At 59.8% G+C, this 24,338-nt stretch carries 21 protein-coding genes and 1 riboswitch; of the genes, 16 read left to right on the top strand and 5 right to left on the bottom strand.

Annotated elements, in window-relative coordinates; all coding sequences use genetic code 11:
• Window positions 1–85 precede the first annotated feature (85 nt).
• The 7 genes from dprA to ACEVJL_RS02930 all read left to right on the top strand — a co-directional run bounded on the left by dprA (window position 86) and on the right by ACEVJL_RS02930 (window position 9,040).
• Complete coding sequence (gene dprA / locus ACEVJL_RS02960) at window positions 86–1,318, top strand: DNA-processing protein DprA (RefSeq protein ID WP_374736804.1); 1,233 nt, start codon at window positions 86–88, stop codon at window positions 1,316–1,318.
• Window positions 1,319–1,370: 52 nt separating this feature from the next.
• Window positions 1,371–3,722, top strand: coding sequence for a type I DNA topoisomerase (gene topA, locus ACEVJL_RS02955; protein WP_374736803.1), 2,352 nt, complete (start codon window positions 1,371–1,373; stop codon window positions 3,720–3,722).
• A gap of 53 nt (window positions 3,723–3,775) precedes the next feature.
• Complete coding sequence (gene trmFO / locus ACEVJL_RS02950) at window positions 3,776–5,080, top strand: methylenetetrahydrofolate--tRNA-(uracil(54)-C(5))-methyltransferase (FADH(2)-oxidizing) TrmFO (RefSeq protein ID WP_374736802.1); 1,305 nt, start codon at window positions 3,776–3,778, stop codon at window positions 5,078–5,080.
• Window positions 5,081–5,156: 76 nt separating this feature from the next.
• Window positions 5,157–6,185 carry a phosphate acyltransferase PlsX gene (gene plsX, locus ACEVJL_RS02945; RefSeq protein WP_008981064.1) on the top strand — a complete coding sequence of 343 codons (1,029 nt, stop codon included), beginning with the start codon at window positions 5,157–5,159 and terminating at the stop codon, window positions 6,183–6,185.
• A 134-nt stretch (window positions 6,186–6,319) separates the two neighbouring features.
• Window positions 6,320–6,553 (top strand): acyl carrier protein, encoded by a 234-nt coding sequence (acpP, locus tag ACEVJL_RS02940; protein WP_008981063.1) that lies wholly within the window; start codon window positions 6,320–6,322, stop codon window positions 6,551–6,553.
• 81 nt (window positions 6,554–6,634) lie between these two features.
• Window positions 6,635–7,315: a ribonuclease III gene (gene rnc / locus ACEVJL_RS02935; RefSeq protein WP_008981062.1), complete on the top strand. Its 681-nt coding sequence runs from the start codon at window positions 6,635–6,637 to the stop codon at window positions 7,313–7,315.
• 588 nt (window positions 7,316–7,903) lie between these two features.
• On the top strand, window positions 7,904–9,040 hold the full coding sequence (locus tag ACEVJL_RS02930; protein ID WP_374736801.1) for an AI-2E family transporter: 1,137 nt from the start codon (window positions 7,904–7,906) through the stop codon (window positions 9,038–9,040).
• Window positions 9,041–9,096: 56 nt separating this feature from the next.
• On the opposite strand, the gene ACEVJL_RS02925 is transcribed toward ACEVJL_RS02930, so the two are convergent.
• The 3 genes from ACEVJL_RS02925 to rpmB form a co-directional block, all read right to left on the bottom strand.
• On the bottom strand, window positions 9,097–10,764 hold the full coding sequence (locus ACEVJL_RS02925; protein WP_302667329.1) for a formate--tetrahydrofolate ligase: 1,668 nt from the start codon (window positions 10,762–10,764) through the stop codon (window positions 9,097–9,099).
• Window positions 10,765–10,824: 60 nt separating this feature from the next.
• A riboswitch (ZMP/ZTP riboswitch) is annotated at window positions 10,825–10,914 on the bottom strand.
• A gap of 30 nt (window positions 10,915–10,944) precedes the next feature.
• Window positions 10,945–11,889, bottom strand: coding sequence for a LysR family transcriptional regulator (locus ACEVJL_RS02920; protein ID WP_008981057.1), 945 nt, complete (start codon window positions 11,887–11,889; stop codon window positions 10,945–10,947).
• A 188-nt stretch (window positions 11,890–12,077) separates the two neighbouring features.
• A complete protein-coding gene (gene rpmB, locus ACEVJL_RS02915; protein ID WP_008981056.1) occupies window positions 12,078–12,266 on the bottom strand; it encodes a 50S ribosomal protein L28 in 189 nt (62 codons plus the stop codon).
• Window positions 12,267–12,509: 243 nt separating this feature from the next.
• On the opposite strand from rpmB, the gene hprK reads away from it, so the two are divergent.
• The 8 genes from hprK to ACEVJL_RS02875 all read left to right on the top strand — a co-directional run bounded on the left by hprK (window position 12,510) and on the right by ACEVJL_RS02875 (window position 22,546).
• Window positions 12,510–13,463, top strand: a complete 954-nt coding sequence (gene hprK, locus ACEVJL_RS02910) for an HPr(Ser) kinase/phosphatase (RefSeq protein ID WP_008981055.1) — start codon at window positions 12,510–12,512, stop codon at window positions 13,461–13,463.
• Between the two features lie 3 nt (window positions 13,464–13,466).
• Window positions 13,467–14,414: an ROK family protein gene (locus tag ACEVJL_RS02905; RefSeq protein ID WP_008981054.1), complete on the top strand. Its 948-nt coding sequence runs from the start codon at window positions 13,467–13,469 to the stop codon at window positions 14,412–14,414.
• 221 nt (window positions 14,415–14,635) lie between these two features.
• A complete protein-coding gene (gene murB, locus ACEVJL_RS02900) occupies window positions 14,636–15,547 on the top strand; it encodes a UDP-N-acetylmuramate dehydrogenase (RefSeq protein ID WP_374736800.1) in 912 nt (303 codons plus the stop codon).
• A 56-nt stretch (window positions 15,548–15,603) separates the two neighbouring features.
• Window positions 15,604–16,464, top strand: coding sequence for an RNase adapter RapZ (rapZ, locus tag ACEVJL_RS02895; RefSeq protein ID WP_374736799.1), 861 nt, complete (start codon window positions 15,604–15,606; stop codon window positions 16,462–16,464).
• A 26-nt stretch (window positions 16,465–16,490) separates the two neighbouring features.
• Window positions 16,491–17,531: a gluconeogenesis factor YvcK family protein gene (locus ACEVJL_RS02890; RefSeq protein WP_374736798.1), complete on the top strand. Its 1,041-nt coding sequence runs from the start codon at window positions 16,491–16,493 to the stop codon at window positions 17,529–17,531.
• A 5-nt stretch (window positions 17,532–17,536) separates the two neighbouring features.
• Window positions 17,537–18,439: a DNA-binding protein WhiA gene (whiA, locus tag ACEVJL_RS02885; RefSeq protein ID WP_020989722.1), complete on the top strand. Its 903-nt coding sequence runs from the start codon at window positions 17,537–17,539 to the stop codon at window positions 18,437–18,439.
• Window positions 18,436–19,062, top strand: coding sequence for a VanZ family protein (locus ACEVJL_RS02880; RefSeq protein ID WP_302667325.1), 627 nt, complete (start codon window positions 18,436–18,438; stop codon window positions 19,060–19,062). Before whiA ends, ACEVJL_RS02880 begins: the two co-directional genes overlap by 4 nt.
• A 16-nt stretch (window positions 19,063–19,078) precedes the next feature.
• Window positions 19,079–22,546 carry a DNA polymerase III subunit alpha gene (locus ACEVJL_RS02875; RefSeq protein ID WP_374736797.1) on the top strand — a complete coding sequence of 1,156 codons (3,468 nt, stop codon included), beginning with the start codon at window positions 19,079–19,081 and terminating at the stop codon, window positions 22,544–22,546.
• A 104-nt stretch (window positions 22,547–22,650) separates the two neighbouring features.
• Here the strand turns inward: ACEVJL_RS02875 and ACEVJL_RS02870 are convergent, their stop codons facing one another.
• Together ACEVJL_RS02870 and ACEVJL_RS02865 are read right to left on the bottom strand one after the other, a co-directional pair.
• Window positions 22,651–23,022, bottom strand: a complete 372-nt coding sequence (locus tag ACEVJL_RS02870) for a branched-chain amino acid transporter permease (protein WP_235396814.1) — start codon at window positions 23,020–23,022, stop codon at window positions 22,651–22,653.
• On the bottom strand, window positions 23,016–23,738 hold the full coding sequence (locus ACEVJL_RS02865; RefSeq protein WP_374736796.1) for an AzlC family ABC transporter permease: 723 nt from the start codon (window positions 23,736–23,738) through the stop codon (window positions 23,016–23,018). Before ACEVJL_RS02865 ends, ACEVJL_RS02870 begins: the two co-directional genes overlap by 7 nt.
• An 85-nt stretch (window positions 23,739–23,823) precedes the next feature.
• Here ACEVJL_RS02865 and ACEVJL_RS02860 point away from each other — a divergent pair, with 85 nt between their 5' ends.
• Window positions 23,824–24,240: a hypothetical protein gene (locus ACEVJL_RS02860; RefSeq protein WP_374736795.1), complete on the top strand. Its 417-nt coding sequence runs from the start codon at window positions 23,824–23,826 to the stop codon at window positions 24,238–24,240.
• Window positions 24,241–24,338: the final 98 nt, after the last annotated feature.

Raw genomic sequence — 24,338 nt, 5'->3', positions numbered from 1 at the left:
CTGAGCCCGCTGGTTTGTAAAAATACTGTAACACAGCCCGGATGGGCTTGTAAAGAAAATCCCCTGGGGAGAAAGGAGAAGGCCCATGGCGGCGCTGAACTACTGGCTCTGGCTGACCACCCGGAAAGGGGTGGGGCAGCGAGGCGTGCTGCGGGTGCTGGAGTACTTCGGCACGCCGGAGCGGGTATACTTTGCGCAGCAGGAGGATCTGGAGATGATTCCAGGTCTTGCTCCCCAGGCGATCCGAGGCCTTCTGGACAAAAATATGGAGGAGAGCGAGGCCATCCTGGGGCGGTGTGACCGGCTGGGCGTGCAGATCATGACCATCCAGGATGCCGACTACCCCGAGCGTCTGCGCCAGCTCAGCGATCCACCGGCAGTTCTGTATATCCTGGGCCGCCGCATCCGCTTTGACGAAGAGGCGGCCATTGGCGTGGTGGGCAGCCGCAAGCCCTCCGCTTACGGCCAGCAGGTGGCTCCCAGGCTGGGGCTGGAGCTGGCCCGATGTGGAGCGCTGCTGGTGTCCGGGATTGCCCAGGGAATTGACAGTCTGGCCCTGCGGGGCGCCCTGAAGGGCGGCGGCAGCGTGGTATCTGTGCTGGCAGGCGGGGTGGATGTGCCCTATCCCAAAGAAAACCGCTTCCTCTATCAGGATGTGGCGGCGGTGGGAGCCCTGATCAGCGAGTATCCGCCGGGGACACCCCACCGGGCTGAGCAGTTTCCCATCCGAAACCGCCTGATCAGCGGACTGTCTCTGGGAGTAGTCGCAGTGGAGTGCGCCCGGTTCAGCGGGACCATGCGCACCATTGACCACGCACTGGATCAGAACCGGGACGTGTTTGCCGTACCGGGAAACATTGACGCGCCTATGAGCCAGGGGCCTAACTGGCTCATCCAGCAGGGAGCCCGTCCGGTGACCTGCGGAGAGGATATTTTAGCCGACTACTGGGACCAGTTTCCCCAGAAACTGGCCCATGCCAAAGCCCTGGAGCCCGAGCATCTGCGGCAGCGGCTGGAACCGCCTGCCAAGGCGCAAAAGGAAGAGCCAAAGCCGGAGCCTCAGCAGGAGGAGCCCAAGGAGAAGCCTGGCCGTCCTAAGATCTCCCTGTCACAGCAGCGGGAGCGCTTCACTGATGATCAGTTGGTGGTACTTCATGCTATGCTGGAGGGGGCAGACACCGCCGACGTGCTGGTGGACCGCACGCAGATTCCGGCCCGGCGGGTGCTGTCGGCGCTGACCATGCTCCAGGTGGACGGCGCAGCCGAGCAGCGCCCGGGAGGCCGCTACACGCCCCTGGTGGAACTAGAACAGGAATAATTCAGGCACCCTTCGTGCCTGTTACCATATCAAGCGAATTGGAGGTTGTCACATGGCAACAAAGACAGATCTGGTCATTGTAGAGTCCCCGTCCAAGGCCAAGACCATCGGCAAGTACCTTGGACCGGGTTATGAGGTGGTGGCGTCCATGGGCCACGTCCGGGACCTGCCCAAGAGCAAACTGGGCGTGGACGTGGAACACGGATTCCAGCCCGACTACCAGCCCATCAAGGGAAAGGAGGAGACCATCACCGCCCTGAAAAAAGCGGCCAAGAAGAGCGGAAAGGTGTATCTGGCTACCGACCCGGACCGTGAGGGCGAGGCCATCTCCTGGCACTTGAAGGAGCTTCTGAACATCCCCGATGAAAAGACCTACCGGGTCACCTTCAACGAGATCACCAAAAAGGTGGTCAACGAGTCCATTGCCGCCCCCCGGGCCATCGACCAGAACCTGGTGGATGCTCAGCAGGCCCGGCGTATTCTGGACCGCATCGTGGGCTATGAGCTGTCTCCTCTGCTGTGGAAGAAGATCCGCCGGGGACTGTCGGCCGGCCGTGTGCAGTCGGTGGCAACCCGCCTGGTGGTGGAGCGGGAGGAGGAGATCCGTGCCTTCCAGCCCCAGGAGTACTGGTCCATCCAGGTGGACCTGGAGCGGGTACGCCCTAATCTGGGCGGCTTCCAGGCCATGTTCTACGGCCGGGAGAAGAAAATGGAGCTGCACAGCCAGGAGGAGGCCGAGGCTATCGTGGCCGAAGTGTCCGCCGCTCCCTTCTCCGTGTCCAAGGTGAAACGCCAGGAGAAGCTTCGCAATCCCGCGCCTCCCTTCACCACCTCCACCCTCCAGCAGGAGGCCAGCCGCAAGCTGAACATGACCCCCGCCCGCACTATGTCTATCGCCCAGCAGCTCTATGAGGGCGTAGACATCACCGGCGAGGGCACCGTGGGTCTTATCACCTATATGCGTACCGACTCCCTGCGCCTCTCCGAAGAGGCCATTGCCGCTGCCAAGGGTTTTATTGAGACCCGCTACGGCAAGCAGTACTATCCACCCCAGGCCAGGCACTACAAGACCAAGGGAAGCGCTCAGGACGCCCACGAGGCCATTCGTCCCTCCGACGTGAACCTGGTGCCCGACGAGATCAAGAAGGATCTGACCAGCGAGCAGTATAAGCTCTACAAGCTCATTTGGAGCCGTTTCCTGGCCTGCCAGATGGCTTCTGCCGTCTACGACAGCGTATCCATTGAGGCCCAGTCGGCGGGCTATACCTTCCGGGCCAGCCACTCGGAGCTGAAATTCTCCGGCTTTACCGCTGTCTACGAGGAGGGTAAGGACGATGAGGATGAGGCTCCCCAGTCCCCTCTGCCCGATTTGAAGGAGGGGGAGGACCTGGACCTCAAGAAGGCGGACAAGCAGCAGCACTTCACCCAGCCTCCTGCCCGCTATTCCGAGGCCACCCTCATCCGGGCGCTGGAAGAGAAGGGCATTGGCCGCCCCTCCACCTACGCCCCCACCATCTCCACCATCCTCAACCGGGAGTATGTGGTGAAGGAGGGCCGTGCCCTCCGTCCTACCCCCCTGGGCGAGGTGGTCACCGGCCTGATGAAGGACAAGTTCCAGGACATCGTGGACCCCACCTTCACCGCCCAGATGGAGGAAGAGCTGGACAAGGTGGAAGAGGGCAGCGTGGACTGGAAGAAGGTGCTCTCTGCATTCTATGATGACTTTGAGGCGGAGCTTCACAAAGCTGAGCAGGAGTTGGACGGCGAGCGCATCAAGGTGCCTGACGAGGTTTCCGAGGAGATCTGCCCCCAGTGCGGCCGGAACCTGGTCATCAAGTCTGGACGGTTTGGGCGCTTCCTGGCCTGCCCCGGCTGGCCGGAGTGCGATTTCACCATGCCTCTGGTGGTGGAGATGCCCGGCAAGTGTCCCAAGTGCGGCGGCCGCCTGCTCAAGCGTACCGGCAAGAGCAAGAAGACAGGCAAGCAGTATACCTACTACTGCTGTGAGCATTTGAACAGCAAGGACGAGAGCCGCCGCTGCGATTTTATGACCTGGGATGTGCCCGTAAAGGACAATTGTCCTGTCTGCGGCTGGACCATGTTCAAGAAGTCGGGCCGTGGCTTCAAGAAGCCATTCTGTATCAATGAACAGTGTTCTAACTTTACACCTGAGGAAAAGCGCGGCGGCTGGAAAAAGAAGACTGAGGAGGCCGACGCTCCCGCTCAGGAAGGGGAGGAGAGCACCAAGAAGCCGGCAGCCAAGAAGAGCACTGTTGCCAAGAAAACGACCAAAAAGGCGGATTCTGCGAAGAAATCCGCAAAAACTACCACAAAGAAGACGACCACCAAGAAAACCACTAAGACCGCGGCCAAGAAGGCCAAGTCGGAGGAAACAGAGGTGTAAGGCAAAAACGCCTTACAGAATAAGACGGACACACGAGACTCTCAGGAGGTACTATGGAACCTGTTATTGTCATTGGAGCCGGCCTCGCAGGAAGCGAGGCGGCCTGGCAGCTGGCCAACCGGGGCATCCCGGTGCGCCTGCATGAGATGAAACCCAACAAAATGACTCCTGCCCACCACAGCACCGATTTTGGAGAGCTGGTGTGCTCCAACTCCCTGCGCTCCGACCAGCTGGAGAACGCGGTGGGACTTTTGAAGGAGGAACTGCGCCGCTGCAACTCCCTCATCATGGCCTGCGCCGATGAGCACCGGGTGGAGGCGGGCGGCGCCCTGGCGGTGGACCGCCACACCTTCTCCGCCGCTATTACCGAGAAGATCAAGACCCACCCCAACATCACTGTGGTGGAGGAGGAGGTACTGGACATCCCCGAGGAGGGACAGGTCATTGTGGCTTCCGGTCCCTTGACGGCTGAGCCGCTGGCCGAGGCCATTGGCCGCCGCTACCCCCAGAACGGCTACCTCCACTTCTTTGACGCTGCCGCCCCTCTGGTGACCTTTGAGAGCGTGGACATGGAAAGCGCCTGGTTTGCCTCCCGGTATGACCGGGGTACCCCCGACTATATCAACTGTCCCATGACCGAGGAGGAGTACGACGCCTTCTGGAAGGAGCTCACCACCGCCCAGGAGGCGGAGGTCCACGGCTTTGAGGACTCAGGGGTGTTTGAGGGCTGTATGCCGGTGGAGGTCATGGCCCGCCGTGGCCGGGATACCCTGTGCTATGGTCCCCTCAAGCCGGTGGGGCTCCGGGACCCCAAGACGGGCAAGGAGCCCTTTGCTGTGGTGCAGCTGCGCAAGGACAACGCCCAGGGCAGCATTTATAACATCGTAGGCTTCCAGACCCACCTGAAATGGCCGGAGCAGAAGCGAGTGTTCTCTATGATCCCCGCCCTGAAAAATGCGGAGTTTGTCCGCTACGGCGTGATGCACCGCAACACCTTCCTGGACTCGCCCCGGCTGCTGGACCGCTACTACCGGGTGCGCACCGAGCCCCGGGTCCGCTTTGCCGGACAGATCACTGGCGTGGAGGGGTATGTGGAGTCCACCGCCTCGGGCTGTCTGGCCGCCATGGAACTGGCCCGGGAGCTGGAGGGCAAGGAGCCCATCAACTTCCCACGGGAGACCGCCATGGGCGCGCTGGCTCTTTACATCAGCGACGAATCTGTGGTACACTTTCAACCGATGAATATCAACTTCGGCCTCATTCCTGCCCTGGGCTACCGGGTGAAGGGAAAGCGGAACAAAAATGCGGAGCTGTCCAAACGAGCGCTGGAAGCACTGGACGGGCTGGATCTCACTTAACTGCATCCTCAGCAACTGTGACCGCTGCTGAGACAGACGAGCCTGAGACTCTCTGAGGAAGAAAGAAGGATGTTTTATGAAGATCATCGTTGACGCCATGGGAGGGGACAATGCCCCTCAGGCTCCTGTAATGGGAGCTATCCAAGCCAACAAGGAGTACGGTGTGGACATCGTGCTGGTAGGCCGGGGGGAGGAGATCCTCAAGGTGCTGGAGAGCAACGGCATCCAGGAGCTGCCCGCCGGGGTGGAGATCGCCCACGCCTCTGAGGTGGTGGAGATCTGCGACAATCCTGCCAATGCCTTCCGGGAGAAGAAGGACTCCTCTCTGACGGTGGGACTGAACCTGCTCAAATCCGGAGCCGGGGACGCCTTTGTCTCCGCTGGTTCTACCGGAGCTCTGCTCTCTGCGGCCACCCTGCTGGTCAAGCGCATCAAGGGCATCCGCCGGGCCGCTCTGGCTCCTGTGGTGCCTACGGGCAACGGGGGCGCGGTGCTCATCGACTGCGGCGCCAACGCCGAGTGTCCCCCGGAGTATCTGCTGCAGTTTGCCTACATGGGCTCCTACTACGCCGAGCACGTGCTGGGCCGTCCCGAGCCTAAGGTGGGTCTGCTGAACATCGGCGCGGAGCCCTCCAAGGGTACCACCCTCCAGACTACCGTCTACCCCATGCTCCAGGAGGCCGCCAAGGCCGGCCGCATCAACTTTGTGGGCAATGTGGAGGCCCGGGAAGCGGTTGAGGGCTCGGTGGACGTGATCGTCAGTGACGGCTACTCGGGCAACATCTTCCTGAAAACCATGGAGGGCACCGGACTGTTCCTGGCCCGGGAGATCAAGAAGATGTTTATGAAGAGCCTGCTGACCAAGCTGGCTGCTGTGATGGTCTCCGGCGGACTCAAGCAGTTCAAGAAAATGATGGACTCCAGCGAGGTGGGCGGCACCGCGCTGCTGGGTATCTCCAAGCCGGTGATCAAGGCCCACGGCTCCTCCGATGCCTACGCCATCAAGAACGCCGTGCGGCAGGCCAAACAGTTTGCCTCCTCCGGCATTATCGAGAGCATTACCGACAATGTGGACGTGATGCGTCTGGAGGTCACTCAGCTGTAAGGGAGACATGCTCGCTTGGGCACTTTTGCCCACCTGCATAAAAATTTCCAATTCCCTATTGACAGGCAGAGGGAATGTGCATATAGTAAGGAAAGAAAAACGTGCCTGGGGCACAGCAAAAGGAGCAGGCTACTATGATTTTTGAAAAGGTATGCGCACTGATCGCGGAGCAGTTCAATGTGGATGCGGATTCCATCACCATGGAAACCTCCTTTGAAGATGATCTGAACGCGGACTCTGTGGATATTGTGGACTTGTCTATGGCGCTGGAAGAGGAATTTGATATCGACGAGATGTCCGAGGAAGAAGCTTCTGCTATCAAGACCGTGGGCGATCTGGTCCGCTTCCTGCAGAATAAGATCGACTAATTTCCCAGACATTATAAGCAGAAACTCCGCCTTGGGGCGGAGTTTTGCTTATCTTACCTTGAAAAAAGTGAGGAACGACCAATGACCACCTTAGAAGAAAAGCTGGGCTACCAGTTTCAAAACCGGGAGCTGCTGGAAAACGCTCTGACCCACAGCTCCTGCGCCAATGAGAGCCGGGGCAAGCTGCAGAGCAATGAGCGGCTGGAATTTTTGGGAGACTCCATCCTGGGCATGGTAGTGGCCGACCACCTGTACCGGGGCCATCCCGATCTGCCCGAGGGAGAGCTGACCCGGGTGCGGGCCGCCCTGGTGTGTGAGGAGAGCCTGGTAGAGGTGGCGCAGGCCCTGGATCTGGGTTCCTACCTGCTGCTGGGCAAGGGGGAGGAGGCCGGCGGCGGCCGTACCCGTCCCTCCATTCAGGCGGATGCAGTGGAGGCCGTGCTGGCAGCGGTCTATCTGGACGGGGGTATTGGCTCGGCCCGGAAGATCATCCAGAAGTATATCCTCTGCCGGGAGATCGAGGGCATCACCAGTCCCCGGGACTACAAGACTGCCCTCCAGGAGCTGGTCCAGCGGGAGAGCGGACAGGTGCTCAAGTACCGGCTGGTGGGCTCTCAGGGGCCCGACCACGCCAAGCGCTTCTTCGTGGACGTGGATCTGAACGGGGAGCCTGTGGGCTCCGGCGAGGGACACAGTAAAAAAGAGGCCGAGCAGATGGCCGCCAAGGCGGCCATGGCGAAGCTGTCGAAGCCGAAGGCGTGACAGCAGGGCCTCTTGCGAACGAAAGTGAGCCGCGCCTTGGGCGCGTCCAAGCAAAATTCCCGGCCAGAGGCCGGGAATTTTCTTGCCGGAGGGCGGATTGATTCCGCCCGAGGATTTAAAATGATGGGGTTCCCGGAAAAGCACAGCTTTTCTGGGAGTGGCCGAGCAGATGGCCGCCAAGGCGGCGCTGAACCGGCTGGGCAAAAAATAAGCGATTATTGGGGCCCGCTCCTGGTGGAGACGGGCCCTTTTTATATGCCTGTTTGGCCAGATTAAAAAAGTGTTGACAAAATGGTTAGCATATGCTAATCTATGGGTGGTTAGAGATGAGAGAACAAAAGCCTCCCCTCCTCACACCTCCCTGCTTTCTTCCCCACACTCAGGCTTTTCAGATCTCTCTGGCCACCAGAATACCCAAAGGGACAGGCATCACCCTTGGGGAACCCCCAGCCGTGGGCATACACGCGGCTGGGGATTTTTTTGCCTGGGGAGAAACGGAAGGGTATGTTGACGGCAAAGGGCGGGCATGGTATAGTGGTATCGCGTTTTGCATGTGCCTGGGTATTATCCCGGGGAAAGGGGTTTTCTATGCCAATTAAATGGATGCGCAGCGTGATGCTGATTATTACCTATGCGGTATTTCTAGTGCTGGCGGTGATCAAATTTGATGTGATCCTGGATCTGGCAGGACAGGTCCTGACCAGCTGCCGACCGCTGTTTCTGGGCTTTGCCATCGCCTTTGTGCTCAACCGGCCCTGTGCCTTCTTCTGCCGCCACTATGAACGCAATCTGGGGGAGCGGTTCAAGAAACTGGGCCGTCCGTTGGCGGTGCTTACCTCCTATGTGGCCATGATTGCGATCATTGTGGCTCTGTTTTCCTTTGTACTGCCTCAGGTGGTGGACAGTATTCAGCTGTTTGCTGCCAGTGTCAGCGGCTATATGGTCAATCTGCAGGCCATTATCAATAAGATCGCTGAGTATCTGGATCTGTCTTCTCTGGACCTGAGTTCCCTGAGCAGCTATCTGCGCAGCTTCTTGGAGGGGGTGCTCTCCAGTGTCACCACGGCTGCCTCCCAGGTGATGGTGGTCACCAGCAGTATTTTGTCCATGTTCGTTACCCTGGTACTGGCCATCGTGTTCTCTATCTACATGCTGGCCGGACGGGAAAAGCTGCTGGACCAGGGCCGCAGACTGCTGCGGGCCTATCTGCCCGACCGGCATGTGACCTGGGTCAGCGATGTGATCCGCCTTACTGCCGAGACCTTTACCAACTTTGTCTCCGGTCAGGCCATTGAGGCCTGTATTCTGGGCGGACTGTGTGCGTTGGGTACCTTCTTTATCCAACCTGACTACGCCGCTCTCATTGGCGTTATTGTAGGTGTGTCCGCTCTGATTCCAGTGGCTGGTGCTTATATCGGGGCAATCCTTTCTGCCTTCCTGCTGGTGATGGTGTCCCCGGTGCGGGCCATCATCTTCCTGATCTTTTTGTCCATTCTCCAGCAGATCGAGGGCAATGTGATCTATCCCCGTGTAGTGGGTACCTCCATCGGCCTGCCGGGCATCTGGGTGCTGACGGCGGTGACGGTGGGCGGCGGCCTGTTCGGCCTGCTGGGTGTGCTGCTCAGCGTGCCGGTGGCCTCGGTGCTGTATGCCCTGCTGAAGCAGGATGTGGTGCGGCGGCTGCGAAAGAAAGAGCCAGCAAAACCGGAATCCAAAGAAGAATAACAAATAAAACGGCGCGCCGAAGAAAACTTCGGCGCGCCGTTTTTCTATGTTTACAATCAGAAGAGACCGGTGATTTTGCCGTTCTCGTCCACATCGATTTTCTCGGCGGCGGGAACCTTGGGCAGACCAGGCATGGTCATGATGTCGCCCGTCAGGGCCACCAGGAAGCCGGCGCCGGCGGACACCTTGATGTTGCGTACGGTGACGGTGAAGCCATCGGGAGCGCCCAGCAGCTTCTGGTCGTCGGAGAAGGAGTACTGGGTCTTGGCCATGCAGATGGGGAGGTTGCCGTAGCCCAGGTCGGTGAGCTGGGCCATCTGCTTGCGGGCGTTGGGGGTGAGGACCACGCCGTCGCCGTGGTACACCTTGGTGACAATGGCGTTGAGCTTTTCCTCAATGGAGGCCTCAGCGTTGTAGGCAAAGTGGAAGTCGTTGGGCTGCTCACACAGACGCACCACTTCCTCGGCCAGAGCAAGGCCGCCCTCGCCGCCCTTGCCCCAGACCTCGCTGAGGGCCACGTTGACACCCAAAGCCCGGCACTTGTCCTCCACCAGCTTCAGCTCGGCCTCCGTGTCAGTGGGGAAGCGGTTGATGGCCACCACACAGGGCAGACCGTAGACCTTGGTGATGTTCTCCACGTGGCGCAGCAGGTTGGGCAGGCCGCGCTCCAGAGCCTCCAGATTCTCGGCATTCAGGTCGGCCTTGGCCACACCGCCGTGGTGCTTCAGGGCGCGGACCGTGGCTACCACAACCACCGCATCGGGGGTGAGGCCCGCCATGCGGCACTTGATGTCCAGGAACTTCTCCGCACCCAGGTCAGCGCCGAAGCCGGCCTCGGTGATGGCGTAGTCGCCCAGCTTCAGAGCCATACGAGTGGCCATAATGGAGTTGCAGCCGTGGGCGATGTTGGCGAAAGGACCGCCGTGGATAAAGGCGGGAGTGCCCTCCAGGGTCTGGACCAGGTTGGGCTTGAGGGCGTCCTTCAGAAGAGCGGCCATGGCACCGGCGGCCTTCAGATCGCCGGCGGTGACGGGCTTCTCGTCGTAGGTATAGCCAACAATAATGCGGCTCAGACGCTCCTTCAGATCGGTGATGGAGGTGGCCAGGCAGAGAACTGCCATGACCTCGCTGGCTACGGTGATGTCAAAGCCGTCCTCCCGGGGAACGCCCTGCATCCGTCCGCCCAGACCGTCCACCACGTTGCGCAGCTGGCGGTCGTTCATGTCCACGCACCGCTTCCAGGTGATGCGCTTGACGTCGATCCCCAGGGCGTTGCCCTGCTGGATGTGGTTGTCCAGCATAGCGGCCAGCAGGTTGTTGGCCGCACCGATGGCGTGGAAGTCGCCGGTAAAGTGGAGATTGATATCCTCCATAGGTACCACCTGAGCGTATCCGCCGCCGGCAGCGCCGCCCTTGACGCCGAAGACCGGGCCCAGAGAGGGCTCACGCAGAGCCACCAGAGCGTTCTTGCCCATACGGCGCAGAGCATCGGCCAGACCCACCGTGGTGGTGGTCTTACCCTCGCCGGCGGGGGTGGGGTTGATGGCGGTGACCAGGATCAGCTTGCCGTTGGGAGCCTGCGTCTCATTGAGCAGGCGGTAGTCGATCTTAGCCTTGTAGCGGCCGTAGTACTCCAGGTACTCCTCGGCCACGCCGGCAGTCTTGGCGATGTCGCCAATGGGCTTCATAGGGGTGCTCTGCGCAATTTCAATATCGGTCAACATAACACAATTTCTCCTTTGTCCGCGCCCTTTTCACAAAAAAAGGGCGCACCGGTTTTTTACTCCGTGCGCCCAGACGGTCGGCATTAAGACGCTGAACGCGTCCGCTATACTTCATGTGGTACTCCACTTCCGTCAGTTGTATAGCTTATGTAGTGAGTGTATCACACCTCTTTCGGCACGTCAAGTGTCCGAAAGAGCAGAGCCCCGGTCAAACTGCCGGTAAAAGTCCTTGATGAGGGCGATAAAGGCCCGGGTGGCGGGGGAGAGGAAGCTGTTTTTCTTATAAACCACTGCCATCGGACAGGTGAGAGGGGGATCACCCACGGTGAAGAAGGACAGACGGTCCATATAGGGGGTGCGGTGGATGCCGCTCTCCGGCAGGAAAGTGAAGCCCATGTTCTCCGCCACCAGATTGATGGCGGTGGTGTTGTTGGTGGTGGTGAGGATATTCACCGGCTCCACGTTCTGAACGTTGAAGGTGTTATAGAGCAGGCGGGACAGACGCCAGTCCTCGGGCAGCATCATCAGGCGCTCGTGCTCCAGCTGCCGCAGGTCCCCGAAGGGGAGGGGAGCAGAGCAGGGGCTGTCCAGACCCTTGACCAGGGGATGGTCCTTGTGGGAGATGAGGAGGATGCGCTCGTGCATCACCAGTTCATAGCTCAGGTCGGTGAGGTTGCCCGGTGTGTGCATCAGACAGAAGTCTGTGACGCTGCTGGCGGCCAGATTGCCCAGCTGAGGCACCGGCGCCTCGTGGAGGACCACCTGTACGTCGGGGTACTTGGCGGCAAAGCGGGGCAGGATATCGGGCAGCAGGGTGGAGCCTCGCCAGGTGGACACGCCGATGTGCAGCTGCTGGCGCTTCTTCTCCTGCAGCTGCTGCAGGTCGCTCTCCAGCTGCCGGTCCAGATAGCCCTGGCGTTCCAGATAGGCGTGGAAAAGCTCTCCAGCGGCGGTCAGACGCAGAGGGGTGTGGGAGCGGTCCAGCAGGGTGACACCCAGATTGGCCTCCAGCTTAGCGAGATACTGGCTGAGGTAGGGCTGGGAGAGATAGAGACGGTCCGCCGCCTTGGAGATGCTGCGCTCCTTGACGATGGCCAAAAAGTATTCCGGATTTTTGACAAACATAACGGGCCTCCTGTTGGGCTGCGAAAGGGAACGGGCCGCTTAGCGCCGCCTTTTTAAGGATATCATATCATAAAATGGGGAAAAAGGGAATGTCTTGGGACAAAAGAAGGGGCATATGGCGGATTTTGGGAAAAAAGAAAATGCCCTGCGCCAAGCGACGCAGGACATTTTATCTTGCCATATACCAATTACACAGCGCGGGTGACCTTACCGGAACGGAGGCATCTGGTGCAGACGTACACGTGAGTGGGAGTCCCATTCACAATCGCCTTCACGCGCTTCACGTTGGGCTTCCAGGTGCGGTTGGAGCGGCGGTGGGAGTGGGAGACCTTGATACCGAAGGTGACGCCCTTGTCGCAGAATTCACATTTGGCCATGTTGCTTACCTCCTCGCTATGAGAGTACGCTTTCGATGAAGCATCGACTGGTATTTTACCAGATAATTTTCGGGAATGCAAGAGGTTTTTAAAAAAACTTGAATTTTTTTCTGAGAGGGTTCTAAATGGAAAAAAGTGTGAAACGGAAGGAAGAAATTAAACCCTGTGCTTGCGCCGGAAAGACAAATAAGCTATACTAAAACCAAATCGGCATGACAGCCTGGAACGCAAGGAGGAGACGCTATGGCAGAGCGTGGAAAAAGCGTAAAACTGGGAGAGATCATCCGGGAGTTCCAACTGGAGATTTTAAATAAAGGTCCCAATTACGAGGATATGCCTCTGACCACTTTGGACGTGAACCGGCCCGGCCTGCCCCTGAGCGGTTTTTTTGAGCATTTTGATGCCCGCCGCCTGCTGGTCATCGGCCTGACCGAGCACACCTATCTCTCCGGCATGGAGCCTCAGGCCCGCCGGGAGAGTTTTGACCGGCTACTGGCCCATCCGGTGCCCGCGCTGATCATCACCCGGGAGCTGGAGCCCTTCCCCGAGTGTATGGAGATGGCCATTAAGCATGAGCGCACTGTGCTGCGCACACAAGAACATACTTCTGCCTTTATGAGCCGCCTCATCGGCAGCCTCTTTAATCACCTGGCGCCTCAGATTACCCGCTCCGGCGTGATGATGGAGATCTACGGCGAGGGCGTGCTCATTCAGGGTGAGTCTGGCGTGGGCAAGAGTGAGGTTGCCATTGAGCTCATTCAGCGGGGACACCGCATCATTGCCGATGACGCGGTGGAGATCAAGGAGACCAACCACGGTACCCTTATGGCCACAGCCCCGGAACTCATCCGCCACTATATGGAGCTTCGCGGCATCGGCGTGGTGGACGTGCGGCGGCTGTTTGGTATGAGCGCCATCAAGACGGAGCAGGAGATCGATATGGTCATCAAGCTGGAGCCCTGGGACGACAGCGCGGTCTATGACCGCCTGGGCCTGGAGGGAGCGGTGACTCAGATCCTGGGCGTCTCGGTGCCCTGTCTGACCATCCCGGTCAAGCCCGGACGGAATCTGGCCAGCATCGTGGAGGTGGCGGCCATCAACAACCGTAACCGGAAGATGGGCCATAACGCGGCTCTGGAGCTGACCCGGAAAATGGATGAACACTTTAAAAAACTCATGGAAGAGGGAGAGCGGTAAACCATGTATATCGGAATTGACGTAGGCGGCACCAACCTGGTGGCCGGACTGGTAGATGAGAACGGTAAGATCCTGCACAAGGCGTCCTGCCCGGTGGATAAGAGCATGACGGCGGAGGAGCTGACCCGCCAGCTGGCCAAGCTGTCTCTCCAGGCGGCCAAAGAGGCCGACTGTCCGCTCTCTGAGATCCAGGCGGCGGGCGTGGGCCTGCCCGGTCTGGTGAGCAATAAGACAGGCATGGTGATCAAGACCACCAATATGCCCTTCTACAACACCCCCTTCCGGGAAATTTTCCAGGAGGACCTGAAGATCCCCGTCTACCTGGGCAACGACGCCGACTGTGCCGCGGTGGGCGAGTACTGGGCGGGCTCTGCCAAGGGCTTTGACCCTGCTCTGGTCATCACTTTGGGTACCGGTATCGGCAGCGGCATGGTCCGGGGCGGAAAGCTCTACATCGGCCACGGCGGCGCCGGTATGGAGGCTGGCCACATGATCATCCATCCCAACGGGGTGCGCTGCGGCTGCGGCAACCTGGGCTGCTGGGAGCAGTACGGCTCCGCCACCGCTCTGGTTCGTCTGACCCGGGAGGAGATGGAGTACAACCGGGACAGCATGCTGTGGCAGCTGTGCGACGGGGATACCCGCAAGCTGGAGGGCCGTACCACCTTCCAGGCGGTGCGTGAGGGCGACGCCACGGCCCGCAAGGCGCTGGACCGTTACCTGGAGGGCCTGTCCATGGGCCTTATTAACCTGGTGAACGTGCTGTTCCCCGAGATCGTCTGTCTGGGCGGCGGTATCAGCAATGCCGACGACGACCTGCTGCTCAACCCCCTGCGTGAGCTGGTCCACCGGGGCAGCTTCGACAAGGACCACCTGCCCCGCATTGAGCGGGCCAGCCTGGGCAACGACGCAGGTGTGGTGGGTGCCGCCATGCTGTGCAATATGTTCTGATTTTTCCGCGTGAACCAAATGGGATTCCCCCGGCCAGAGGAAGCGCTCCGGCCGGGGGAATTTATATTGGGTAAAGTTGCGGGTGTACTATTTTATTTGACGGTGAAATTTGCTATAATATAATGTCTACTGAATAAACTGCAAATCAGCTTGTTCTCGCGGCAGCGGCCGCATAATTCCACTTGTTATATTTGAAATCCGCAAGGAATTTGGAGGTCACAATGGATCAATTTGACCAGTTGTTTGATCAATTACAAAAGTGCTGCCCCGACATGGAGCTGCTGAAACAGGAGCCCATGGCCCGCCACACCACCTTCCGTATCGGCGGCCCGGTGCCCCTCATGGCCCGGCCCACAAACGAGGAGCAGGTGCTGGCGTGCGTCCGGCTTACCCGGGAGAATCAGATTCCTCTGGTGGTGCTGGGCAACGGCTCCAACCTGCTGGTGGCCGATGAAGGCGTGCAGGCTTTTGTGCTGGATATGACAGGACTGAGCCGTCTGGAGCGCACCGGAGAGCGGGAGATCACCGTCGGGGCAGGCGTTACCCTGGCCCGGCTGGCCTCTTTTGCCGCCGGAGAGGGACTGACCGGCCTGGAGTTTGCCGGTGGAATTCCCGGCACTCTGGGAGGCGCCGTCATGATGAATGCCGGAGCCTATGGAGGCGAGATGGTGCAGGTCGTGCGCCGTACCCGGTGCCTCACCCCCGAGGGGACCGTGAAGGAGATCATAGGGGAGGAGCATGACTTCTCCTACCGCCACAGTGTCTTTTCTCAGGGGAAGGACGTGATCCTCTCCTCGGTGCTGGAGCTGGAGCCGGGACAGGAGGAGAATATCCGCGCCCAGATGGCGGAGCTGGCTCAGAAGAGAAGGTCCAAGCAGCCTCTGGAGTACCCCAGCGCCGGGTCCATGTTCAAGCGGCCCCAGGGCTACTTCGCTGCCGCCCTCATCGACCAGTGCGGCCTGAAGGGCTTCACGGTGGGAGGTGCCCAGGTGTCGGAGAAGCACGCGGGCTTTGTCATCAACCGGGGAGGAGCCACCTGTGCCGACGTGCTGGCCCTGGTGAGGGAGGTCCAGCGCCGCGTACGGGAACAGACCGGCGTGGAGCTGGAGATGGAGGTGCGTCGGCTGGGGTGAGAGCCGGGCGGCGCAGGGGAGAGCGTCCCTAGAGAGAAAACTTGAGGTGTGTGTTTGTGGAGTTTTTGATTATTTCCGGTCTGTCCGGGGCAGGGAAGAGCCGGGCGGCCTCGGTGATGGAGGACCTGGGCTACTTTTGTGTGGATAACCTGCCTGTCCCGCTGATCCCCAAATTTGCCGAGTTGGGCATGGGGGGAAACGGGGAGTACGACCGGGTGGTACTGGTGACCGATATCCGGGGCGGCACCAATTTTGAGGGGCTATTCCAGGCCCTGGACCGTCTGAGGGCCATGAAGTGCAGCTACCGGATTCTGTTCATGGACGCCTCGGACGGGACGATTATCAAGCGCTATAAGGAGACCAGGCGGGTCCATCCCCTGGGGGAGGAATATGCCTCCCTGGAGCAGGCCATCCAGATGGAGCGGAAGGTTCTGGCTCCCCTGCGGGAGCGGGCGGACTGGATCGTGGATACCACCGGTCTGACCCTGGGCCAGCTGCGCAGCAAGCTGCTGTCCCTCTTTTCCAAGGAGAAAGAGGAGGGGAAGATGGAGGTGCATGTCCTTTCCTTCGGCTTCAAGCACGGGGTGCCTATGGAGGCCGACCTGGTCTTTGACGTGCGCTTTCTGCCCAATCCTTACTACGTTCCTGAGCTGCGGGGGCTGACCGGCCTGGACCAGGGGGTCCGGGACTATGTGTTTTCCCACCCGCAGAGCAATGAATTTCTTAAGCGCCTCAACGATTTTGTCAGCTACCTGCTGCCCCGGTATGCAGAGGAGGGGAAGACCTCCCTGGTCATTGCCGTGGGCTGCACCGGAGGACACCACCGCTCGGTGGCGGTGGCCCACGCACTGGCCCAGTTTGTTGCCGGGCAGGGCTTCCCGGTGACCGAGAGCCATCGGGACATGGGGCGCAACTGATCTTGTCCTAGAAGGAGGCATTTATTATGCTGGACGCCATCCCCAACACCCAGCTGTGGGAGCGGGGGCCCAAGATCGTCGCCATCGGCGGCGGTACCGGCCTTTCCACCATGCTGCGGGGACTGAAAAAATACAGCAAAAACCTCACCGCCGTGGTCACGGTGGCCGACGACGGGGGAGGCTCCGGCATGCTCCGGCGGGATATTGGTATGCCTCCGCCGGGGGACATCCGCCACTGCATGGAGTCCCTGGCCAACACGGAGCCCATCATGCAGCGCCTGCTCACCTACCGCTTTTCCGAGGGCGTGCTGGCAGGGCAGTCCTTCGGCAACCTGATTCTGGCCGCGCTGAACGGGGTGACCGGCTCTTTCGAGGAGGCGGTACGCCAGATGAGCCAGGTTCTGGCCATCACCGGCCAGGTCATCCCCGTCACCAGCGCCGACGTGCAGCTGGAGGCGGTGTTTGAAAACGGGACCCAAGTGGTGGGAGAGTCCAAGATCTGCGACTTTAAAAAACAGCAGGACTGCCGTATCCACCATGTGAACCTGATCCCTGCAAAGCCCGAGCCCCTGCCCTCCGCCCTGGAGGCTATCCGGGATGCCGACCTCATTTTGCTGGGGCCGGGAAGTCTGTACACCAGCGTCATCCCCAACCTGCTGGTGGAAGGGGTGCCCCAGGCCATCGCGGAGACCGATGCCCTGAAAATTTACATCTGCAATATCATGACCCAGGACGGCGAGACGGAGGGGTACACCGCCGCCGACCACGTTCAGGCCCTCATGGAGCACGGCGCGCCGGGGATGGTGGACCTGTGTCTTGCCAACTGCGCCCCCGTGCCCGAAAATCTGCTGGGCCGCTATGAAGAAGAAGGATCGGTGCCCCTGGTTGTGGACCGGGAGCGCATTGCCGCCATGGGCCTGGAGCTGGTGGAGCGCCCGGTGGCCCGGGAGAAGGGCGATTTCGCCCGCCATGACCCGGATAAGCTGGCCGAGGCGGTGCTGGATATCTACCGCCAGCGGGCCATGCGCATTTTCCGGGGGAAGAACCGCTATATCATCGAGGAGTGAACACCATGACCTTTGGAGGCGAGGTAAAAAACGAGCTGTGCCGGGGGGAGCTGCACCGCAAGTGCTGCGCCCAGGCGGAGGCCTACGGGGTGCTGCTGTACTGCAACACCTTTACCGGCGGGGAGGTGCGGATCGTCACCGAACACGACGCCTTTGCCCAGCGACTGCCCCTGCTGTTCAAAAAGGCCTTTAAAATCACCTTTGACCGCCTTCCCCAGGGGGAGGGAAAGCATATTTTCTCCATTCAGGACCCGAAGAAGCTGCAGACCATCCGCCAGACCTACGGAGCGGAGGGAGAGGCTGTGGCCCTGCACATCAACTTTGCTGTCCTGGAGGAGCCCTGCTGCCGCATGTCCTTCTTCCGTGGGGCCTTCCTGGCGGGGGGCTCGGTGACCGACCCGAAAAAGGGGTACCACCTGGAGCTGACCACCTCCCATCAGAATGTGAGCCGGGAGATGCTGGCCCTCATGCGGGAGTGCGACTTTACCCCCAAGGCCGCCGCGCGGAAGGGAAACAGCGTCATCTACTTTAAACAGAGCGAGTACATTGAGGATTTCCTTACTGCTGTGGGGGCACCGGTGGCCGCCATGGAGATCATGAACACCAAGCTGGAGAAAAACCTGCGGGGGAGCGTCAACCGCCGGGTCAACTGCGACGCGGCCAACCTGGACAAGGCGGTGGAGGCCGCCCAGAGCCAGCTGGAGGCCATCCGGAATCTGGAGCGTCAGGGGCTGCTGGATAAGCTGCCCGACAAGCTCCAGGAGACGGCCCGCCTGCGCATGGCCAACCCGGAGGACACCCTGTCCCAGCTGGCCCAGCTGTGTGACCCCCCCATCACCAAGTCCGCCCTGAACCACCGGTTGCGCAAGCTGGTGGAGCTGGGCGGAAAAGAGAAGGCCGAGCCATGATCCATTTGATCTGCTACGGCGTTGCCGTGGCCCTGAACCTGGTCTGGCTGCTGCTGGGCGACCACCTGACGTTATGGACCCAGGTGTCGGTGCCGGTGATCACCGTACTGGTAGCGGGGATCGGGGTGGCCCTGCGCCTGTGGGAACTGCCCCGGGGCGAGGCCCGGCGGCGCTATCTGCGGGGAGCGCTGTGGGTATTTTTGATTTACTACCTGGCCATTTTGTCGGTACTGCTGTTTTTCGGCGGCCTGTTCCATATGGACCGTGGCTGGGGAGGCAATATCAACCTGGAGCCCTTTCACACCATCCGCAACTATATCCGCTACTACCGTAACACCGGCAGCCATGTGAGTATCTTTAATCTCCTGGGCAACGTGGTCATTATGGCGCCTATGGGGGTGCTGCTGCCCGCCCTGTTCCGGCCTCTGCGCCGGTTCTGGCTGACCATTCCGCTGCTGGCGGTTATCCCTGTGGCGGTGGAGTATCTTCAGTGGCGCACAGCCACTGGGGCTGCCGACGTGGACGACGCCATTTTAAACTTTATCGGCGGCGTGCTGGGCTATATCTTTGTCCGCACCTGCCAGATCATCCATGCCCATTGGGAGAAAAAGCGCACGCAATAGAGAAAGAGAGGATCCTATGTCCTTTGTCCACCTGCATCTTCATACGGAATTTTCCCTGCTGGACGGAGCCTGCCGCATTCAAAAGCTGGTGCAGCGGGTCAAAGACCTGGGTCAGGAGGCGGTAGCCATCACCGACCACGGCGTCATGTACGGTGTCATTGACTTCTATCGGGCCTGCAAGGGAGCTGGTATCAAGCCCATCATCGGCTGTGAGGTCTACGTGGCGCCCCGTGGCCGCACCCGCTTTCAGAAGGTCCACGAGTACGACGCCGCCTTCTCCCACCTGGTGCTGCTGTGCCGCAACGAGGAGGGCTACCGGAACCTGTCCTACATGGTCTCCCAGGGATTTCTGGAGGGCTTTTACATCAAGCCCCGCATCGACCTGGACCTGCTGCGGGAGCACTGCGGTGGGCTGATCGCCCTGTCTGCATGCCTGGGCGGCGAGATTCCCAAGCTGCTGATGGCCGGGGACTACGACAAGGCCAAAGAAGTTGCGTTGGAAATGCGGGAGCTCTTTGGGGAGGACGGCTACTACCTGGAACTCCAGGACCACAACATCCCCGCCCAGAAGAAGGTAAATGAGGGCATCCTGCGCCTGCATGAGGAGACCGGCATCCCGTTGGTGTGCACCAACGACGCCCACTACCTGCGCCGGGAGGACGCGGAGATGCAGGACATCCTCATGTGCATCCAGATGGGCAAGACGGTGGATGACCCGGGACGCATGAAGTTTGAGACCCAGGAATTCTACGTCAAGAGCGAGGAGGAGATGGCCACCCTCTTCCCCCGGGAGGCCCTGGACAACACGGCAAAGATCGCGGAGTTGTGCAACGTGGACTTTACCTTCGGCAAGTACCACCTGCCCCACTTCCAGCTGCCCGAGGGGTGGAGCGACGGCTACGCCTACTTTGAAAAGCTCTGTTTGGACGGATTTCGCTGGCGCTATCCCGATGAGCCGTCGGAGTACCGCAAGCAGCTGGACTATGAGATGGCCATGATCCAAAAGATGGGCTTTGTGGATTACTTCCTCATCGTCTCCGACTTTATTGCCTACGCCAAGGGCCACGGCATCCCGGTGGGACCGGGGCGCGGCTCGGCGGCGGGCTCCATGGTGTCCTACTGTCTGAACATCACCGACCTGGACCCCATGAAATATAACCTGTACTTCGAGCGCTTCCTCAACCCCGAGCGTGTCACCATGCCCGATATCGACATCGACTTCTGTATCCGCCGCCGCCAGGAGGTCATTGACTACGTGGCCCGAAAGTATGGCGCGGACCACGTGGCTCAGATCGTCACCTTTGGTACCATGGCCGCCCGGGCAGCGGTGCGGGATGTAGGCCGGGTGCTGAACATGCCCTACGCCGATGTGGACGTCATCGCCAAGCAGATCCCCAGCGGCCCGGGAGCCCTGCACATCACCCTGGAGGAGGCTCTGAAGCTCTCCAAACCACTGAAGGAGTCCTACGACAGCGACTACAAGGTGAAAAAGCTCATCGATACCGCCATGGCTATCGAGGGCATGCCCCGGAACACCTCCACCCACGCCGCCGGCGTGGTCATCACTAGCCGCCCGGTGAGCGACTATGTGCCTCTGGCCAAGAACGACGACCTGGTGGTCACCCAGTATATTATGACCACTCTGGAAGAGTTGGGCCTCTTAAAGATGGACTTCCTGGGCCTGCGCAACCTCACCGTGCTGGATGACGCAGTGAAGCTGGTGCGGCGCAAGGAGCCGGACTTTGACATCCACAACATCCCCGAGGACGATGAAGCCACCTTCCGGATGATCTCGGAGGGGCGCACCTCCGGCGTGTTCCAGATGGAGTCCTCCGGTATGACGGGGGTGTGCGTGGGTTTAAAACCCCACAGCATTGAGGACCTTACCGCCATCGTGGCCCTCTACCGTCCCGGCCCTATGGAATCGATTCCCCGGTTCATCTCCTGCAAGAACAACCCGGAGAAGGTGACCTACAAGCACCCCTCTCTGGTGCCCATCCTGTCCAATACCTACGGCTGCATCGTCTACCAGGAGCAGGTCATCCAGATTTTCCAGCAGTTGGGCGGCTACTCCCTGGGTCAGGCCGATATGGTGCGCCGGGCCATGTCCAAAAAGAAGGTCAAGGACATTGAAAAGGAGCGGGAGACCTTCCTCCACGGCGACCCGGAGCGAAATATCGCCGGCTGTGCCGCCAACGGGATTCCCGAAAATGTAGCCCAGAGCATCTACGACGAAATCTACGACTTCGCTAACTACGCCTTTAACAAGGCACACGCAGTGTGCTATGCCTTGGTGGCCTACCAGACGGCGTGGTTCAAATGCCACCATCCCAAGGAGTATATGGCCGCTCTGCTCACCTCGGTGCTGGACTCCAGCGAGAAGGTGGCCGAGTACATTGCCGAGTGTAAAGAGTGGGATATCCAGCTTCTGCCCCCCGATGTGAACGAGTCGGAGACCAACTTCACCGTTTCACCCCAGGGCATCCGCTTTGGCCTGGCTGCCCTGAAGGGAGTGGGCCGGAATGTGATGAACGCCATGCTGGAAGAGCGTGTCAAGCATGGTCCCTTTACAGACTTTATGGACTTCTGTGACCGCATGTTTGACCACGATCTGAACCGGCGGGTGCTGGAGAGTCTCATTAAGGCGGGGGCCTTTGACCGCATGGGGTGCCGCCGCGCCCAGCTGATGCAGGTGTTCGGCCAGGTGCTGGACGGCATCGCTGCCAGCCGCAAGCGGAACGTGGAGGGCCAGATGGACCTGTTCGGCTTCGGCGGGGGAGAGGGGGAGAGTACACCTCTGCCTACCCTCCATCTGCCTGACATTCCGGAGTACACCCCCCAGGAGCTGATGACCATGGAGAAGGAGGTCACTGGCCTCTACCTCACCGGCCATCCCATGGACGCATACCGGGAGATCGCCCGGAAGCGGGGTGCGGTGACCATCGGTTCCATCCTCAACGACTTTGACGGGGAGGAGGGCCCCCAGCGTTTTCGGGATGGGGAACGGGTGACGGTGGCCGGTGTGATCGCCACCTACAAAACCCGCACCACCCGAAACAACACCCTCATGGCCTATGTGAACCTGGAGGACGACACGGCCTCCATGGAGCTGCTGTGCTTTTCCCGGGTGCTGGGGGAGAGCGGAGGCTATATCCGGGAAAACAGTGCAGTGCTGGTCACCGGGCGGATCTCGGTACGGGATGAAAAGGAGCCCCAGATCATGGTGGACACCATTTCTCCCCTGAATCAGGGTGAGGTCCAGCAGCAAGAAAAGGAGCCGCGGCTCTACATCCGCATGCCCAGCCGTCAGGACCCCAGAATGCGGAAGGTGGAGCTGGTGCTGTCCTTTTTCCCTGGAGAGGGGCAGGCGGTGCTGTATTTTGAGGACACAAAAAAGCGCTACGGCGCCCGGTGCCTCATCCATCCGGCGCTCATTCAGGACCTGAAGGAGCGGCTGGGGGAGGAAAACGTGGTGGTAAAATAACACCACACTACCTTATAATATAGAATGTTTGGATATAAGATAGGATAAAGATAAATAAAAGGCTCCTCTGACGGTGAGTCAGAGGAGCCTTTTTGCTTAAAAATTTACGAAACAAATACCGCCTGCACCAGGACCATGTACAAAATGGTGCCGCCAAAGATGGACAGCAGGTTGTTGTGCTTCCAGATGTGGAGGATCACCACCACCGCTACCGCCAGCAGGGCGGACAGCCACTGGCTGAGCACCGCCGGGTCCAGCAGAGAGGTGAGGTTGGCCTCCACCGCCAGGATGTTGCTCTTCAGGCAGTAGATAATGAGCATGGCGATCACGGCGGGGGGGAGGACCCGGCCCAGATACAGCACCAGCTTGGGGGGATGGTCGCCATGGTCAAAGAGCAGGAAGGGGAGGGCGCGGGTCAAAAAGGTGACAATGGACATGACCGCGATGGCGGCGATGGCCTGGGTAGTAGTCAGCATACCGATTCCTCCTCCTCATGTTTTTTCTCTTCCGGGGTGTCGTCCAGACGGTCCCGCAGCAGAAGCAGAACCCCTACAATCACAGCCAGGGCGGGCAGCAGCATGTTGTCCGCGCCCACCAGGGTGAGGCTCACCAGAGTGACGGCGGCACCCAGCAGAGCGGGCAGATGTTTTTCATAAGCCTTCCACTGGTCTACGGCGATGACCACAAACAGGGCGGTCATGGCAAAATCGATGCCGGTGGTGTCGATGGGCAGCAGCGCTCCGGCCACCGCACCGATCACAGAACCCAGGATCCAGTAGGAGTGGTCCAGCAGGGCGATGGAGAAGTAGAAGCTGCGGGGCTCCACACCCGCAGGCACCTGCACCGAGCTGAGCAGGGCGTAGGTCTCATCGGTCAGGGAGAAGATCATGTAGAATTTTCGCAGTCCCATGCCCCGGAATTTCTCCAGCATAGACAATCCATACACCAGATGGCGGAAGTTGATAAGCAGAGTCATCAGGGCCACGGTACCAAGTGCGGCATGGGTGTTGAGCAGCTGCACACCAAGATACTGGCCCGAGCCTGCATAAATAGTCAAACTCATGAAAAAGGCCCAGATGTAGTTATATCCGATGGCCTGGAGCATAAAACCAAAGGCCATGCCGATGGCCAGGTATCCCATCAGCACAGGCACAGTCACCGGAAAGGCGGCAGAAAGAGCGTTACGATTCACACACAGTCACTTCCAAATTATACAGAGTCCGGTTCCCCATTTTACTAAAACTTTTTCGAAAATGCAAGGCCGGGATTGGGGATGGATGGTGCAAAAAAGGAAAAGTATTGTTGCATTTTTACAGGAAAGGGTGTATGATATGCTCTGTAAAGTGAGCCGCTTTGGTGTGAATTTTATGTCGTACCAAGGGCGCAGCTTATGTGCGGCCGCTGCTGTACCGCCGTTTTGCCTGGATTTTCTTGGGCAGTTTGCGGATATTTTGGGTACGGCGCGCGTCCCGGAAATGGCAATTTGCCATCCCCGCGGAAAAGTACGGGAAGTTTTTCCCGGCGGAGCGGTTTGCTCCCTGGCGGGGGAGGACATTGCAGGCCGGAGGGGACGTCGGATGCGTTTGCAGATGATTTTGACACAGGACCGGCGGTTTCTTTTTGAAACAGAAAAGGGACCGGCGGGTTTTGTCGTGTCAAGTGATGCAAAACTATGGGCCGCAAAAATATCGTGAGGAGATTTAGGGAGGGCTGCATAACGTCGGCGCAGGGCGCCGGCACCAGAGAAGATCGTTGAATAATCCCCAGCAACTGCAGTATAGGGAGGTTGAAA

This window comes from Flintibacter porci, assembly GCF_041925195.1.
GTDB classification, from domain to species: domain Bacteria; phylum Bacillota; class Clostridia; order Oscillospirales; family Oscillospiraceae; genus Lawsonibacter; species Lawsonibacter porci.
The sequence above is the reverse complement of the archived record's forward strand: the minus strand, read 5'-3'. Positions and strand labels throughout refer to the sequence as shown.